Source organism: Sulfurospirillum sp. hDNRA2 (assembly GCF_024206095.2).
Taxonomy (GTDB): Bacteria; Campylobacterota; Campylobacteria; order Campylobacterales; family Sulfurospirillaceae; genus Sulfurospirillum.
The window spans coordinates 902,106-919,229 of the sequence record NZ_CP159800.1; the positions used below are offsets into that span (position 1 = coordinate 902,106).

14 protein-coding genes are annotated in these 17,124 nt (G+C 45.6%); 9 read left to right on the forward strand and 5 right to left on the reverse strand.

All coding sequences use genetic code 11. The features are described from left to right. Positions 1 to 2 precede the first annotated feature (2 nt). On the forward strand, positions 3 to 2,621 hold the full coding sequence (locus tag NL930_RS04710; RefSeq protein ID WP_254375845.1) for an EAL domain-containing protein: 2,619 nt from the start codon (positions 3 to 5) through the stop codon (positions 2,619 to 2,621). Here the strand turns inward: NL930_RS04710 and NL930_RS04715 are convergent. Further along, complete coding sequence (locus NL930_RS04715; RefSeq protein ID WP_254375846.1) at positions 2,581 to 2,892, reverse strand: pyrimidine/purine nucleoside phosphorylase; 312 nt, start codon at positions 2,890 to 2,892, stop codon at positions 2,581 to 2,583. The two genes, NL930_RS04710 and NL930_RS04715, sit on opposite strands and share 41 nt — an antisense overlap. A gap of 223 nt (positions 2,893 to 3,115) precedes the next feature. On the opposite strand from NL930_RS04715, the gene NL930_RS04720 reads away from it, so the two are divergent. The 7 genes from NL930_RS04720 to NL930_RS04750 all read left to right on the forward strand — a co-directional run bounded on the left by NL930_RS04720 (position 3,116) and on the right by NL930_RS04750 (position 11,498). Further along, positions 3,116 to 3,760 (forward strand): carbonic anhydrase, encoded by a 645-nt coding sequence (locus NL930_RS04720; RefSeq protein WP_039672945.1) that lies wholly within the window; start codon positions 3,116 to 3,118, stop codon positions 3,758 to 3,760. Then, positions 3,760 to 4,692, forward strand: coding sequence for an endonuclease/exonuclease/phosphatase family protein (locus tag NL930_RS04725; protein ID WP_254375847.1), 933 nt, complete (start codon positions 3,760 to 3,762; stop codon positions 4,690 to 4,692). Before NL930_RS04720 ends, NL930_RS04725 begins: the two co-directional genes overlap by 1 nt. 74 nt (positions 4,693 to 4,766) lie before the next feature. Further along, the gene (locus tag NL930_RS04730; protein WP_060825629.1) at positions 4,767 to 4,970 is read left to right on the forward strand and encodes a phosphoribosylaminoimidazole synthetase; all 204 of its coding nucleotides are present in this window, start codon (positions 4,767 to 4,769) and stop codon (positions 4,968 to 4,970) included. A 150-nt stretch (positions 4,971 to 5,120) separates the two neighbouring features. After that, positions 5,121 to 7,172 carry a glycine--tRNA ligase subunit beta gene (gene glyS, locus NL930_RS04735; RefSeq protein ID WP_254375848.1) on the forward strand — a complete coding sequence of 684 codons (2,052 nt, stop codon included), beginning with the start codon at positions 5,121 to 5,123 and terminating at the stop codon, positions 7,170 to 7,172. Positions 7,173 to 7,304: 132 nt separating this feature from the next. Continuing rightward, positions 7,305 to 8,993 (forward strand): HD domain-containing phosphohydrolase, encoded by a 1,689-nt coding sequence (locus NL930_RS04740; protein WP_254375849.1) that lies wholly within the window; start codon positions 7,305 to 7,307, stop codon positions 8,991 to 8,993. 40 nt (positions 8,994 to 9,033) lie between these two features. Next, complete coding sequence (locus tag NL930_RS04745; RefSeq protein WP_254375850.1) at positions 9,034 to 10,782, forward strand: molybdopterin-dependent oxidoreductase; 1,749 nt, start codon at positions 9,034 to 9,036, stop codon at positions 10,780 to 10,782. Next, positions 10,734 to 11,498: a hypothetical protein gene (locus NL930_RS04750; protein ID WP_254375851.1), complete on the forward strand. Its 765-nt coding sequence runs from the start codon at positions 10,734 to 10,736 to the stop codon at positions 11,496 to 11,498. Before NL930_RS04745 ends, NL930_RS04750 begins: the two co-directional genes overlap by 49 nt. A gap of 19 nt (positions 11,499 to 11,517) precedes the next feature. Here NL930_RS04750 and NL930_RS04755 read toward each other — a convergent pair whose 3' ends face one another. Beyond that, positions 11,518 to 11,856 carry a P-II family nitrogen regulator gene (locus NL930_RS04755; RefSeq protein ID WP_025345241.1) on the reverse strand — a complete coding sequence of 113 codons (339 nt, stop codon included), beginning with the start codon at positions 11,854 to 11,856 and terminating at the stop codon, positions 11,518 to 11,520. A 12-nt stretch (positions 11,857 to 11,868) separates the two neighbouring features. Further along, positions 11,869 to 13,185 carry an ammonium transporter gene (locus tag NL930_RS04760; protein WP_039672933.1) on the reverse strand — a complete coding sequence of 439 codons (1,317 nt, stop codon included), beginning with the start codon at positions 13,183 to 13,185 and terminating at the stop codon, positions 11,869 to 11,871. 349 nt (positions 13,186 to 13,534) lie between these two features. Between NL930_RS04760 and NL930_RS04765 the strand changes: the two genes are divergently transcribed. Next, complete coding sequence (locus NL930_RS04765) at positions 13,535 to 15,469, forward strand: sulfatase-like hydrolase/transferase (RefSeq protein WP_060825634.1); 1,935 nt, start codon at positions 13,535 to 13,537, stop codon at positions 15,467 to 15,469. Here the strand turns inward: NL930_RS04765 and NL930_RS04770 are convergent, their stop codons facing one another. After that, positions 15,470 to 16,351 (reverse strand): EamA family transporter, encoded by an 882-nt coding sequence (locus tag NL930_RS04770; RefSeq protein WP_060825635.1) that lies wholly within the window; start codon positions 16,349 to 16,351, stop codon positions 15,470 to 15,472. It lies immediately after the preceding gene. An 11-nt stretch (positions 16,352 to 16,362) separates the two neighbouring features. After that, complete coding sequence (locus tag NL930_RS04775) at positions 16,363 to 16,983, reverse strand: LysE family translocator (protein ID WP_060825636.1); 621 nt, start codon at positions 16,981 to 16,983, stop codon at positions 16,363 to 16,365. Positions 16,984 to 17,124: the final 141 nt, after the last annotated feature.

Consider the following 17,124-nt stretch of genomic DNA (forward strand, 5'->3'; position numbering starts at 1 on the left):
CCGTGATACATACGATCGTTCAACGACTCAATCAACCTAAAATCGTTTTGGTATCGGTTTTTACAAGTACGTTTGTTTTACTTTCTTTGGTCGTGTACCGCTTGCATACCTTTGAACTCGATACCGAACGAAAACAAGTCGAAGCGATCGCAACGAACTACGGATACGATATTAAGTCGATGTTGGAAAGAGCACTTTCATCGACGTATATGCTTCAAGCCCTGCTTAATGAAAACAACAATACCCGTATTGAAAATTTTGAGAGTGTCGCCAACGATATTTTGCCTTTTTATCCCGGCGTTATCGAGCTAGCGATCGCCCCTAAAGGTATCATTCAACAAGTCGCGCCCTTGAGGGGTAACGAAAAAGCGTTAGGGCTTAACCTCTTTGAAACGGCTTCACAGCAAACCGAAGCACTCTTGGCCAAAGAGACGGGAAGTTTAACGCTGGCAGGTCCTTTTAATCTGGTTCAAGGCGGCGTCGGACTTGCCGGACGGTTGCCGATTTTTGAAGCTCAAGACCAAAAAGAGACGTTTTGGGGTTTTGCCGTGGCGATTATTCGTATCTCGGAGATTTTCGAGACAGTTAAAGCGGCCTCGTTAGGCGGAGAAACGATGGCGTACGAGGTTTGGCGGATTGAGCCGCAAAGCCGCGAAAAACAAGTCATCTATGCTTCCGACGCTTCGAGCTTGACGTATCCGATCGAACACGGTTTCGACGTTCCTAACGGTCGATGGATGATTCACATGTCGCCGCATCGAGGCTGGGGCGATGCTTCGGCATTGATGTTTCGCGAGTTGATCGTCCTAGCATTTTCACTTTTGTCTGCGTATATGGCAAAATTTTTTGTTGATTTGCGTATCGCTAAAAAAGCTTTGGAAACAAGAATTATTCAAACCCACAACGAAAAAGAGATTCTTGAACAACGCTTATCGACGCTTTTAGATGCCGTTCCCGATTTGGTTTTTTTAAAAAATCCCGAGGGCGTTTACCTGTTTTGCAATCGAGCTTTCGAAAAGTTGTACGGTGCTAAAGAAGCCGATATGATGGGAAAAACGGATTACGATTTTGTCGATAAACAAGCGGCGGATTTTTTTAGAACCAACGATTTGATCGCGATCGATGCTCAAACATCGGTGACCAACGAAGAAGAACTTTGCTTTAAAGAAGACGGCTACAACGGCTTGTTCGAGACGATCAAAACGCCGATGTACGATACCAAAGGCGAGCTTATCGGCGTTTTGGGAATCGCCCGCGACATTACGGCGCGCAGGGAAAGCGAAGTTAAATTGGAGCGTTTGGAATACTTTGATCCTTTAACGTCTCTTCCCAATAAAGTTCAATTGCATTTACGCCTCGAACACGATTTGACGATGATGGAGAAAAAACAAGAGCAATTGGCGGTTTTATTTATCGACTTCGATCATTTTAAAAACATTAACGATACGTTAGGGCATGCATTCGGCGATGAATTGCTCATCAAGGTCTCCAAGCGGCTTAAAAGCCTCATTCGTCCCGTTGATACGCTTTCAAGACAAGGCGGGGACGAATTTGTGATGGTCTTGCCCAGCGTGCGCGTCGACGATGCGGTGCATACGGCAAAACGCGTGTTGCAGACGATTGAGCAGCCGATCGTTTTGCAAGAACACGAACTCGTGATTACCGCTTCGATCGGTATCGCGTTGTATCCTAACGACGGAAAAGACGTTGAGAGCTTGTTTAAAAGTGCCGATGCGGCGATGTATTTGGCAAAAAAAGACGGCAGGAACAATTACCGCTTTTTTACCTTCGAAATTCAAAGCCGTTCGGCACGCCTTTTAAGCCTTGAAAACGCCTTGCGTTACGCGCACACGCGAGGGGAATTAAGCCTTCATTATCAGCCGCAAATTTCGTTGAAAGAGGGGACGATCGTCGGCGTTGAAGCTCTGTTGCGATGGACGCATCCCGAACTCGGGACGATTTCTCCCGCCGAATTTATTCCGATTGCCGAAGAGAGCGGGCAAATTTTGTTGATCGGCGAGTGGGTGATGCGAAGTGCGGCAATGCGGATGAAACAGTGGATCGAGGCGGGTTTTTCTCCGATTAGCGTGGCGGTGAACCTCTCGGCGGTGCAGTTTCATCATACGCACCTGTCGCATCTGGTCGGAACGATTTTGGACGAGGTAAAGCTTCCGGCGGAGTATTTGGAGTTGGAACTGACCGAAAGCGTCGCGGCGCAAAATCCCGAACATGCCATTGAAACGATGAATGCGCTTGTCGCGCAAGGCATACGGCTTTCGATCGACGATTTCGGTACGGGATATTCGTCGTTGAGTTATTTGAAACGTTTTAAAGTCTATAAACTCAAAATCGATCAATCGTTTATTCGCGATATTCACAGCGATCCTGAAGATAAAGAGATCGTTAAGACGATTATCGCCTTGGGAAAAAGCTTGGGATTGAAGGTTATTGCCGAGGGCGTTGAGACGCAAGAGCAGCTTGATTTTCTCAAAGAACACGGGTGCGACGAAGCTCAAGGGTACTACTTTAGTAAACCCTTAAGCGTAGAAGATCTCGAAGCGTTACGCTTGCATCCCGAAATTATAGAACGTAAGAACAACAATAATCCGCAAACGTCGTGACATGTAACGTAAAAGAGGAATTGGCCGGAACGCGAAACGTCGCTTCTCCGCAAATACTAAGAGGCTCTTTACGATCGGGTAACTCGACGATTAATTCACCGCTTAAGATTTCCATCACTTCGGCGACGCCGGTACGAAAGGTATAATCGCCTTTTTGCATAAAACCGAGCGTTTTGGTCGTTCCGTCTTCAAACTTAACGGTGCGGCTGACCACGTTTCCGTCGTAATAGACGTTGGCTTTTTTGACGACCGTAACATTGCTAAATTCCATCGTTTTCCTTTAAAGAGAGTTTTGGTATGCGAGCCTTTGAAACAAAGCTTCCAAACGAAGTTTGCGTGAAAAGCGACGCTAAGGTTAAAGGTACTTGCGTACCTGAATGTTTTTTCTTACAAAACGTGTTTTGAAGAGCTCTATTATAATCGTTTCGAGCTTGTAATTTCTTTTTCATGCTCTTTGTATATAATGACGTCGTTGAAACTACCGAGGAGCGACGATGAAAATAGCGGATTTGATAAGCGGTTACGAGAAGTTTAAAGACACGAAGTTTAAAAAATACGAAAATAAGTTTATAGACTTGGTAAAGAACGGACAAAAGCCTAAAGTTCTTTTTATCGCGTGCAGCGATTCGCGCGTTGACCCGACTTTGATTACCGATGCGGCTCCGGGAGAGTTGTTTGTTTTACGCAATATCGGCAATTTTGTTCCGCCGTTTGCGCCGGACGATGATTATCACGCGACGGCGGCGGGAATCGAATATGCCGTTTCGGTTTTGGGCGTGAGCGATATTATCGTGTGCGGTCATTCGCATTGCGGGGCGATCGAGACGATGTATACGAAAATTACCGACATTAATTTAGTACATGTTAAAAAGTGGTTGCAATTAGGGCTCGATGCTAAAAACTACGTGGAGGCCAAGCTGGGTCAAAACATCGACCATGCCAAACGTTTGGAGTTGACGGAAAAAATCTCGCTTTTATTTCAGTCTAAAAATTTGCTAACGTATCCGGACGTCGAACGACGCGTGAATGAAGGAGAGCTTTTTATTCGTTCGTGGTACTATCATTTGGAAACGGGCGAATTGGAGTATTTCAATACCGAAACGGGCGAGTTTGAGCCCATGCTCGGATGCGAGGGTTGATGCGTTTTTTGTGGCTTCTTTGTCCTTTAGTGCTAGGAGCACTCGAGTTTAAAGTCGCCAATTATAACGTCGAAAATTTGTTCGACGCCAGCGTTCAAGGCGGTGAATACCAAGAGTATATCCCCAATGCCAAACACGGTTGGAACGAAGCGATGCTTCGCATCAAAATCGCCAACCTTGCACGCGTCATACGCGATATTGACGCGGACGTGATCGCCTTGGAAGAGGTCGAAAACCAAGCGGTTTTGGAGCGTTTAAACGCCGCACTCGGCGATAAAGCGTATGCATTCGTGTTTTATCCCAAGAAAAAAGAGCGCGTAAGCGTCGAAACGGCACTGCTTTCGCGTTTTGCGATCGAGAAGACGCAAACGTTTTGGTTACCCGACCAAGCCCGAGGCATTCACAAACTTTCCCTACGCGTCGGTGCGTATCCGCTCACGCTTTACGTGAGCCACTGGCCGGCGTATAAAGAAAAAGAGGACGAACGGCTCGTCTACGCAAAAACCTTGCACAATCTCTTAGAACAGGACAAAAACGCCGAAGTCATCGTGATGGGCGATTTAAATTCGCCGTATCAGGAGCGCAAAGGGCATTGGGGCATGGGGCTCTCAACGTTTTTAAAAGCCGGCGATAAAAACGCGCCGTTGTATAACTTGTGGTACGATCTGCCTCAAAATGCGCGTTATTCGCATAGTTACGGCAAAGAAAAAGAGACTTTAGATCACATTATCGTCTCTAAAACGCTTTTCGACCGCCAAAAAATCGAGTACGTTCCGTTTTCGATGCGGGTCTTTATTGCGCCTTACATGTTAGACGAAAAAGGAAATCCCAATCGCTGGCAAATCAGCGACCGAGGACGAGGACAACACCTCGGTATCGGTTATTCCGATCACTTTCCGATAACTGCGATTTTCCATACGCTAAAAGAGTAATTTTAAAAAATAACACGTTTCTAAGTGCCTTCTTTTTATAGTTATACCTTATAAATGAGATAAAAGGATACGATATGAGATGTGCGGAAAAACTTCAACGTTTAATGATGGCGGCGGTACTTTTTATCGCATGTTGCTTGATGAGTGCCGGCTCGATTTACGGTACGATCCTCTTAGGCTTCGTGATCGCAATGATCGTCGTTTGGGCGATTACCGATTTTTGCCCTTCGATTTGGCTTTTAAGCAAGTGGGTCGGGCATTGTAAATCCAAAGCCTAAGGCGTTTGCGACCTTGACATGTAAAAGGACGATTTAACCAACTCTTGGTTACAATAAACCTAAATTACTGACCTTACGCACTCTTTGCAACGTTGCATATCGCAAAGAGTGCGTAAGGTCAGTAAATTATTTACATGTAAAGGTCGATCGATGATCAAACCCCTTTTAATTGAAATAGGCGTCGAAGAGCTTCCCGCCGTTCCCTTCTTAAAAGAACTTCCCAACATTGAAAAACTCTGGCTCGATATTTTAGAAAAAAACGCTTTGGCGTGCGAATTTCAATTTTACTATACGCCGCGTCGTCTCGTCTTATGGCATCAAGCGTTTCCTACCGAACAAGAAGCGCGTGAAGAAGAGTTTTTCGGCGCACCTTTAAACGTTGCGTTTAAAGACGGCGAACCGACTCCCGCGGCACTCAGTTTTGCTAAAAAATGCGGCGTCGATTTTAGCGAAATCGCCCAAGGCGAAAAAGACGGTAAAACGGTTCTTTACTACAAAAAAACCGTTGAAGGACAAGCGAGTCAACGCTTGCTCAAGGGGATGATCGAGACGTTTCTCAAAGGGCTCAATTTCGGTAAATCGATGCGTTGGGGCTTTTTAGAGGAGCATTTTATTCGTCCGATTCGTTGGATCGGATGTATGCTCGGAGACGAACATGTGAGCTTTTCGCTCTTCGGTGTCGAGTCGACGCCGTTTTCGTATCCGCATCGAACGGTTTCGTACGAACCTTTTGCTTACATGTTTGCGGGTGATTATTTCGAGCGATTGGAAAAGCGCGGCGTCGTATTGTATCCGCACAAACGCGAAGCGATTATTTTGGATGACTTTAAAGCGATCGAAGCCAAAGAGGGCGTTCATATCGAAATTGATGCGGATCTTTTGGCCGAAGTCGTTGCGATTACGGAGTATCCCAAAGCATTGATCGGTTCGTTTGAAGAGCGTTTTTTACAATTGCCTCCCGAAGTCATTATTACGTCGATGAAAGAGAATCAACGCTATTTTCCCGTCTTTAAAGAGGGCAAACTAAGCAATCGTTTTATCGTCGTTTCCAACGCGATCAGCGACGATTACGATTTGATCGTTAAGGGCAACGAAAAAGTGCTTCGCGCTCGCCTTTCCGACGCGCTTTTCTTTTGGGAAAACGACCTCAAAAACGGTCTTCGTTACGAAGGATTGAGCGATATTACCTACCTTGAAGGCTTAGGATCGCTTTTGGATAAAGAGCTTCGCGAAAAAACGATTGCCGATTATTTGACACACCGATACGCATCGACGCTTTTAGCCCAACATGCGCCGATCGACGAGGCGACTTTAAACGCTTTGATGCACAAAGCCGTGATGTACTCTAAAAGCGATTTGCTCTCTGAAATGGTGTACGAGTTTACGGAGCTTCAAGGTTTAATGGGCTACTACTACGCGACGGCGGCGGGCGAAGAGCCTCTTGTGGCGTTGGCGTTGAGGGAACAATACCTTCCCAATTCCGAAGAGAGTGCTCTTCCGAGCACGCTTTTTAGTGCTATCGTCGCTTTGGCGTATAAATTGGATTCGTTGATTGCGCTCTTTAGCATTCAAAAAATTCCGACGGGTAACAAAGACCCTTACGCACTTCGACGTGCGGTTAACGGCATTATTAAAATCGTTTTGGATCAACGCATCGCGTTTGATATTAAAAACGATTTACAGTCCTTGGCGCAAGGGTATCGTCCGTTTGATTTCGCCGTGTTGGAAAACTTCTTTTTAGAGCGTTTATACCAGTTCTTCGACGTCAATCCTTCGATTATCACGGCGGTCATCGATAGCGGAGAACGGGACGTTGTACGCCTTGCCGATAAAATCAAAGCCTTGTCTTCGATTGCGACGAGCGAAGGATTTAAAGAGATGTTCTCGACTTTCAAAAGGGTTGCGAATATCATCAAAAATATGCACTTAACGAACGAGCTTCGTATCGACGAGGCGTTATTGGACGATGCACACGAAACAGCACTCTTTCAAGCGTTTCAAGCCCTCAACGCGCAACATTACGCTTCGTACGAAGAGCACCTTGACGCACTTTTTGGACTCAAACCCGCGATCGACGCCTTTTTCGATAACGTCATGGTCAATACGGACGATCTTGCACGAAGAACCAATCGTCAAAACCTGATCGCTTCTATTTATCTTGCGTTTAAATCTATCGCGGATATTAAAGAAATTAGCATTTAACCCTATGACGAGGAGATACGCGCTCTCCTCGTTTGTCCTTCCTCTTTTTCCTCTTAAATCGTTGCTTAAGCTTTGTTGGGGCATAATTGGTAAAATTATTTTTACTAAATTAAAAAAAGATGACAAAAAAAGATGTCCTTAAGCAAGAAAATTAAATATTTTAAACAAATCGCTATTTTGCTGACGATTTGCTGGACGTTTTTAACCTCGCTTTTTGTCGTATACCAATTTATCAACGAAGAGAAGCATATCGAGCAAAGCTCTTTGGAAAAAATCAAAGGTGTTGCCGAACAATCGGTCGCTTTTGTGTATTGGGCGTATGAACAAAAAGCCAAAGCGTTAAGCGACGAACAAAAGTACAGCATTCGCAATAATTTTTCCCTTCGCGACCTTCTGGCCGTTTTGGCTCGTCATAGCGATATGGATCTTTCCATTAACTCGATTTACAAAGATATTCATGCGATGAGCGTTCCTACTAGCGTGAAACAATCGCTTTTGAGCGTCAAAGAGACGAAACAAGATACCTACAACATTTTTTACAAAAACGAACGCAAATACCTTTTTTACGCCGTGCCGATGTTGGCAAACCACTCGTGCATCTCCTGCCACGTTCACGGCGACGAGAAGATCGGTGCGTTGTTGGGTTTTACGACGATTTCGATGCAAGTTCCCACGTTTCGGGAAGCTAATGCGCAAAGTTACTATTTTTTAATCGGTATGTATTTGGGAACGTGGTGTTTAGGACTCTTTGCGATTTGGTGGATTCACGCCAAAGGACGTAACTATTTGAACGAAAAAACGAAACTCTACGAAGAGAGCATGTACGCGCTCATCGATATGGTCGAGAAACGCGACAGTTATACCGCCGGTCACAGCCAAAGGGTTGCCGAGTATGCCAAACTCCTTACGCTTGAGCTCGGCTACTCCCACGACGAAGCCGATTTTATCTATAAAGCGGGAATGTTGCACGACATCGGAAAGATCGAGATTCCAGACTCGATCCTCCTCAAACCCGATACGCTCTCTTCGATGGAATATTCACTGATTCAACGCCATTCGACCGCCAGCTACGAATTGTTGTCACGTGAACCTTTTAGCGCATTGGCAACCATCGTTTTGCACCATCACGAACGTTACGACGGACGAGGGTATCCGAGCGGATTGAAAGGGGAGCAAATTCCGATTTTCTCTCAAATCATCACCGTAGCGGATGCCTTTGACGCAATGACGACGAATCGAGCGTATCGTAAATGCTTACGTCGCGAAGAGGCACTTTTTCTTTTGGAAGAAGAGAGCGGCAAACAATTCAACCCTTCCATCGTTGCCGCTGCCAAAAAAGTGTTTAAAAATGTAAAATTGCCTGAAAATACGACGCAAATGCCTAAAGATTTATTGGAAGAGATGCGCTTTTCATACTACTTCCGCGATCAACTGACCGGTTTTTACAATATCAATTATCTCAAATTTCTCTTCGCGCATGCGGGAGATTGTTCCATGAAATTGTTATGCATCGACCATCTCAACTGTACGCATTTTGCCGAGTACAATAAACGTTACGGCTGGAAAAAAGGTGATCTTTTTTTAAGGCGTATCGCACAATGTATCCACGAAATTTATCCCGAAGCGATGATCGTTCGGGCCTACAGCGACAATTTTTTGGTAATCCATACGCAAGAACATACGCATATGCGCTACGAAGCGTTAGACGCTATGTTGGAAGAGTACGCTTTAAGCATGGAATACCAACATCTGGATATTGACGTGAACGAGCCTTTAAGCTTGGAAATCTTGGAAGATAAACTTTTGCGTTTGGAGAATTAGGGTATAATTAACGCCATTTCTCATCGTTAAAGGGGATCAAATGCGTCTTACGACCTGTCCTTTGGATTGCTTCGACGGGTGTAGCATCGTCGTTAACGAGAACCGCGTGCTTAAGGGCAATAAAGCCCACCCGATTACGCAAGGCTATCTTTGCCACCATCTCAACCATTACCATCAATTTGATCGCATCGAAGAGGCTCGCTACTTGGGGCAAACCGTCTCATTAGAGCGGGCATGCGAAATTTTAGAAACACAGCTTCAAACGTATCTGCCTTCACGCACGCTTTATTTTAAAGGAAGCGGCAATTTAGGCGTGATGCAAAGCGTCACGAAAATGTTTTTTGCCCGACACGGAGCCGTATTTGCCTCCGGTTCTTTGTGCGAAGAAGCGGGAGCGAGCGGAATCGTGCAAGGAAGAGGGGCAGATCTTTCGCTTTCTCCCTTACATGTCAAAAAGTCCGAAGTCGTCATCGTATGGGGACGAAACCCGAGCGTGACCAATTCTCACATGTTACCCGCGTTAAAAGGGAAAACCCTTATCGTCATCAATCCCGTCAAAATCGATCTTGCCGAGCGTGCGGATCTGTTTATTCCGATTCGGCCGAAAAGCGATCTGTATTTGGCACTGCTTCTATGCCGTTTAATCGCAACGAAAGGTATGGAAGATCGCTCCTTTTTAGAGTCGCGTTGTTTACATTACACGGCTTTTTCAGCTCTGATCGAAAAATTTTCACTACCGTATCTTGTAGAAAAATCGGGAGTAAGTCTTGAAGAAGCAAGCGCGTTGCTCTCCTTGATCGCTGGGAAAAAAACTTCCGTTTTGGTCGGCATCGGCGTGCAAAAATACCGTTTCGGACACAGCGTTTTGCGCTCAATCGACGCTTTCGCGGCGATGTTGGGGCTTTTTGGAAAAGAAGGGTGCGGCGTAGGGTATATTAGCGACAGCGGTTTTGGGTTTAGCTCGCCTTTTAAAATTGATGCTACGAAAGTAACGCTACCGACCGTCAATTTCGGCGATTACGATTTGGTGTTTATTCAAGGCGGCAATCCGTTGAGCCAAATGCCCTGTTCTTCCAAAGTTCAAGAAGGACTCTCCAAGGCAAAGTGCGTCGTTTATTTCGGGCTTCACGAAAACGAGACGTCTGCGAAAGCGCATTTAGTGATTCCCGCCCAATCGTTTTTGGAAAAAAACGACCTCAAACTCAGCTACGGACACCCGTTTATCGGACGTATGCCTAAACTTGAAGAGGCAACCTTCGCGATCAGCGAATACGCATTGACGCAGCGGCTCTTAAAAACGTTTAAACACGCGCCTTTGGAAGAAGATACGGTCATATTAGAGCGTATGATCGCAACGAACAGTGTTGAAAAAGAGGGCTTTTTGATGTCGAAAACGTATGAAACGCTACCCTACGAAGAGCGTTTTTACACGCCTACCGGTCGTTTTGAATTTATGGACTCTTTTGATGAGGGAGAGGTTTTGGAAGAGGGGGGATTTTTTCTGATCGCCGCGAAGCAAAACCGATCGCTCAATTCACAATTTGTAACCGACGATTATTTGTACGTACCGCAAAGTTTGGGGCTTAAACAAGAAGAACGCGTCAGGCTTTCGAATCGTTACGGCTCTTGTATTTACTCCGTGATGCCCAGTTCTAAGCTTCGAGACGATTGTTTGTTGCTCTACAGCGGTGCGAAAAACGCGAACATGTTAACGCCTTACGCAACGAGTCAAGAGGGACAATGTGCGGTTTTTCAGGATATGAAAGTGCATTTGGAGCGACTCTCGTGAGCGATACGGGCGTTTTGTTGGACGATGCTTTGTTACTCGTCGAGCAAAATTTTTATTTTTTGCATATGGGCGAATTTCTCGGCAAATTGACCAAAACGGAAGATTTGAGCGATCGAAGTTTATTCGTCGTCAAAAAATACGACAACGATCAAGCGTACTATTTTAACGCCGAATTGATTCACGAACTTTTAGTCAATGCAAGAGAGACGCAAAACGAAGCGATTTCGTTGTTTGAATATTTTGTCGAGTTCAATGCGTTTCGGGGTATTTGTATGGCGATGGTCGAGAGTTTGCGGTTTGAAAGTCCGTTTAAAGTCTTTATGCAACGCCTGTGCGGCGAGCAATACGAGAATTTTGTCGATATTCTCTCTTTCGTGCGCAACGTACTTTCGCACAATATCCATTCGGAGATTCGCCTCAGCGAAAAAGATTACGACGGAACGCTAAAACGCATTCGACGTATGGGGCGCAATCCAAATATCGCCTTTGCGTTTCAATACGCTTTGCGCCTTCCCGAACTCGGTGCTCCCAACGACGCTTATACCTTTACATGTCAGATCGATTTTGAAAGCCTTGAAGAAGGAATGCCGTTTTTAGAGATTCTTTCGATGTGGGAACTTTTGATGCTCAGCGAATTGTGTTTTAACCTCGTGATGACCTACCGTAAAAAAGAAGAAAAAGAGTTACAAGAAGAAGCGATGGGAGAAGAGATGTAATCCTTCTCCCATCAACGTTTTATACCGCTTCGTTATCGAGTTCGCCGGTTCTAATGCGAACGCTTTTTTCGACGTTGGAAACAAAAATCTTTCCGTCGCCGATTTTACCCGTACGGGCACTTTTTACGATGACGTCGATGACTTTATCGACCAGCTCGTCTACGACGACGACTTCAATCTTGATTTTCGGTAAAAAATCGACGACGTACTCGGCACCTCTGTAGAGTTCCGAGTGACCTTGTTGGCGTCCATAACCTTTGACTTCACTGACCGTCATACCCGTAATATCAAGTTCTGCTAGCGCATCTTTGACGTCTTCGAGTTTGAAAGGTTTAATAATAGATTCTATTTTTTTCATCTTCAGTCCTTCTTATCTTAAGTTAAAAGCTTTTTCGCCGTGTTCGACTTCATCTAAACCTTGAGATTCGGCTTCGGCACTGACTCTTGCACCGCCCGTGAGGATCGAAGCGATTTTAAAGACTACCGCCGTTACGATCGCCGTATAGATGATAGTGACGACAACGCCTTCGACTTGTACGAGCACTTGACCTGCATTACCGTAAAGTAAACCTGTTCCTAGTTCGTTGACTTCAGGGTTTGCAAAAATACCGGTCGCAATCGCACCCCAGATACCCGCAACACCGTGGATACCGAACGCATCGAGCGAATCGTCGTATTTAAGAGCTTTTTTAAGTCCGTTAACACCGTAAAACGCTACGATACCCGCAACAACGCCGATCACTAATGCACCCGCCGTATCGACAAAACCTGCTGCCGGCGTAATGGCGACAAGACCTGCTACGATACCCGAAGCGATACCCAAAAGTGTGAATTTTTTATACGTAACGTATTCAACAAGCATCCATGAAAATGCCGCAACCGCCGCCGCCGTGTTGGTGACCAAGAAAGCACTTGCCGCGATACCGTCTGCTCCAAGTTCGCTACCGGCGTTAAACCCGAACCAACCAAACCATAGCATACTTGCACCCAAAACCGTTAGCGTTACGGATGAAGGGAACATCGCTTTACCGTAGTCGCTTCGTTTGCCGAGCATTAAAGCCATGACAAGACCCGCAACACCGGCATTGATATGAACAACCGTACCGCCGGCAAAGTCTAAAACACCGTCAGCCGACAAGAAACCGCCGCCCCATACCCAGTGTGCAATCGGTGCGTAGCATGCGATGATCCAAAGTGCCGCAAAAACAATCCACGTCGAAAACTTAAGTCGCTCGATGACCGCACCGCTGGCAAGTGCTACGGTAATGCCTGCAAACGTCATTTGGAAGGCCGCAAAAAGAAGTACGGGGATATTTCCGGTTGCCCAAAGGTCCGTCACCTTAATACCGCTTAAAAAGAAGCTATCGAAACCGATAACGCCGCTGATGTCCGTACCGAAAGCTAAGGTATAACCGCAAACGACCCAAACGATAGAGGCGACGATATAGCCCATAACGCTCATTGCAATCGTGTTAAGCAAGTTTTTAGAGCGAGCCATACCGCCGTAAAAAAGTGCTAAACCCGCAGGGGTCATAAACATAACGAGCGCCGTCGCCGTTAAAACCCATGCCGTATTACCGACGTCTAAAGTCGGTGCCGCTTCAGCCGCTTCGGCTGCCGCTTCTTCTGCCGCCCACAATGTTGATAACGGCAACATAGTTGCAAGAGCAAGTAGTTTACTTCTCATTGATTCCTCCTAGTAGTGTTGAACTGATGAAATTGTATCACTTAGCGGTTTTTAATCTATGCATTAAAATGATTAAATTTTAACCAGTTAGCTAAAACGAGGCTGAGGTTTCGGTTCGCCATGATGCTATACGTTGCTAGACCTCTTAAAAAACGCAAACCATCCTCCGTCGCGAAAGAGTCTTCTTGTGAAAAAAACCCCGAGCATAGCTTTCCGCTTTGGCGACTGATCAATTTTCGCCGAAGTTTGTTGTTATTGTAACGCGAATACGAAGGTTTTGAAGTACGCTATTAAAACAAAACGGAAAAAGATATAATGCGCTTTTAAAAAAAGGGGCACATGTAACCGAATGAATACGCTATTGGGGCTATCGATCGTACTTTTTTTTCTTTCGTTGTTGACGGCAAGGCATAAGGTTTACAAACCGCTACATGCTTTTTTCTCGACGCTGATGATCTTTGTTTATTTAGTGTTGAGCACCTTTTATATCGTATCCAATTATTTTACGGGCGAGGGTATCAACGACGCCGTTTTATTTCATCTTCGCTACGGGCTAGACGGTTCAGGATATGCTGATTATTATTTAATCATGGGTGTCGGCGTCGTCTTGTTTATGAGCAGTTTGGTGTTGTGCATCGTTTATTACAAAGCGTTGCAAAAAGAGTCTTCGCAACGTTACGTCCGTTTCAAACGCATCGTATCGGCTTTCGCACTTTTCTTGGCATTTGCAATTCATCCGAGCAGTCGCTTCTTAGCCGAAACGTTTTTGAAAAGCGTCGGCGTGGAAAATCCTTTAAGTATGGTTTACCGTTTTAGCGATTATTATCGGGAGCCGAGTCTGATAGCTTCGAGCGAAGAGCATCTGAATTTGGTTTACATTTTTGCGGAGAGTTTCGAGGAGACCTATTTTGACGAAACGATTTTTCCCAATTTGGTCACGAAGCTTCGCTTGTTGCGCGAAAAAGGTTTAGTTTTCACTCAAATCGAGCAAGCGCACGGAACAAGTTGGACGATCGCCGGAATGACGTCCGTGCTGTGCGGTCTTCCTTTGGTCACGCCGAGCACGAATCTCTATTCGCCTCAGGGTAATTCCATGTCGAAAATGAGTTCGTTTTACTCGGGTGCGACGTGTTTAAGCGATATGTTGCATAAAGAAGGGTACAAACTGATCTATCGAAGCGGATCGCCCTTAGAATTTGCGGGCGTCGACAAACTGTATCGTACGCATCGTTTTGAAGACGTAAAAGGCGATAAAGAGCTCAAACCGCTCCTAAAAACGCCAAGTTACCAAACGCCTTGGGGTTTGTTTGACGATACGCTGTTGGACATTGCGTTTAACGATTTTAAAAAGTTTTCCAAATCCAAACAAAAATTTGCGATGTTCCTTTCGACGATGGATACCCACCATCCCTACGGACACGTATCGAAAAGTTGTGAGGCGCAACGCTATAAAGACGGGAGCAATTCGATGCTCAATGCGGTGACGTGTTCGGATGAATTGCTGGCACGGTTTATTACGCGCATTCAAGAATCGCCGTACGGGAAAAATACGCTGATCGTCATCGGTTCGGATCATTTGGCGATGCACAATATGGCAATCGACGACTTGATGAAAGGGACGCGTCGCGATCAATTCGTTATTTTAGATCCTCGTATTACGGAGCCTAGAACCGTCGATAAAGTCGGATCGACGCTCGACATCGGTGCGACGATTTTACCGTTTTTGGGCTATGACGCGCAGTTGGGACTTTCTCGAAACCTTTTAAGCGACGAGCCCTCTTTGGAAGCTTCTTTCGAGAGTTTCGATGCCGTTTTAAGCGCATGGTCGCATGAGATCAGCCGCTTTTGGGAGTTTCCTAAAATTGAAGAAGACCTTGCACTCGGAAGTACGACGCGAGCCGTTAAGATCGGAAAAAGTACCTACAAATATCCCGTCTTGCTTCGTTTGAACGAAACCCTTGAAGTGAGCCCGTTCTTCGAAGTCAAAATCAAATTTTTCGAAACGATGAAGCTCTTTAAGTATCTGCAAGAGTTTCAAGACAACGATCTTTTTTTATGGATCGATCAATGCTCGCGTATCGGGGTTTTGAGCGATGCTAATCAAAGCGTCAAAGGTAAGTATTGTTACGCCCTTGGAAAACTCGGCGGCGAAATGCTCGTTGATGCGCTTAAAAACGATACGACGATACCTTTAGATACCTTACAAAAGATGCTCGAAACCCCATCCGGCGAACCCTTGGCAAAGCCTAGACGAGAACGATTGGAGCAGATTAAAGAGAAGTAATCAAACGCGCTTACGAGAAAAGAACCATCGATCCGCGTAAAGATTGACGACGAGCCCCGTAACGATTAAAGCGGCGGCAAAAAGTTTCCATAAGGGAAGGGCTTCTTGGAGTAAAAGTGCCGAAGAGGTAAATCCGACGACGGGAACCAAAAGCGTAAACGGCGCGACGGTCGTAGCGGGATAGCGACTCAGTAACCAACTCCAAATTCCAAAGCCGAAAAACGTAACCGGATAGGCAAGATAGGCAAGGGCGGCGATACTTTTAAACGAGAGGTGCGTAAACATCTCGGTATGCCACAGATGCGATTCGAAACAATAGGCTAACACTCCTAAAAACGGAAGCGAGATAAAACTTCCCCAAACGACGAGTCCCAACATATCGACGTGACCGATGCGCTTGGAAACGAGATTGCCGATCGCCCACGAAAGTGCGGCGCATTCGACGAAGAAAAGCCCTAACAGATTGACGTCGCCTCCGGTATGAAAGCCGACGAATACGATACCGAAAAAGGCAATAGCCGCTCCTAGCACTTTTGCGGGCGTCATTTTTTCTTTAAAGACAATAACCGCCAAAGCCGCAGTAAAAAAGACTTGTGTTTGTAAGGCCAGCGAGGCGATTCCCGAACTGACCCCGACATACATTCCTGAAAATAAAAAAGCAAAATCAAGCACAAACATACTTAATGCATATGCTAAAAGCAGTTTCCACGAAGTATTTTGAGGCTTTTTAAAGAAAAATATCCACGGAAAAGCGACGCACGAAAAGCGTAAAAAGGTCAGCAATAAAGGAGGAATTTCGCGAAGGGCGACTTGAATAACCACAAAATTCACACCCCAAATGACGACCACGCTTAGCGCTAAAAGGCTCTCTTTAATCGGCATCAATCAAACGCTTAACGGTTATTGACGGCAAGTTTGACGCCAAAGGCAATGAGCGCAAAACCGGCAAGTTTGGTCGCCAACGTTCGCGCAAAAGGAAAGGCTTTCAACCGAAGAGCCAACGCGTTACCCAAAAGTACCAAGAGCGTTTGATAGATCAAACTCATCATACTGACGTGAACCATCATCGCGATCAGCGTGACATGTGAAGCGTCTGCTTTGAGAAAAAGCGGGAAAAACGCAACGAAAAAGAGCATGACTTTTGGGTTGGTGATGCTGACGAAAAAGGCTTGCTTCAAATAGACCCAAGCAGATTTTTTCGGCTCTTGATGTGCTTTTTCCGGCGTTATTTTCGCACGAATCAGCCCCAAGCCGAGCCAACACAAATACAAAGCACCGAAGTATTGAAGGCATTCGAATAAGAACGGATTTTGTTGCATCACTGCCGCAAGTCCGGCTAAAGCGGCTACCATAAAAACAAAATCGCCGAGCAAGGTTCCAAAAACCGCTCCAAGCCCCGCTGAAATGCCGTTGCGTGCGGTTGCGTTTAAGATAGCGATCGTTCCTGCTCCCGGAATCAATTGAAAGACGATGATAGCACCGATAAAACCGACGTAGTTTTGAATCTCGAACATACTCTAGCCTTTTAGTGGGATGATGGGTACGATTATACACTGATTTTCATCGATCGTTTGATGAATTTTCGTCCTATTTATATCCCATCGGTTGATTTATAATCAAGCGTTCTTGTATTTTTAGGGTTGGTGATACGGTAA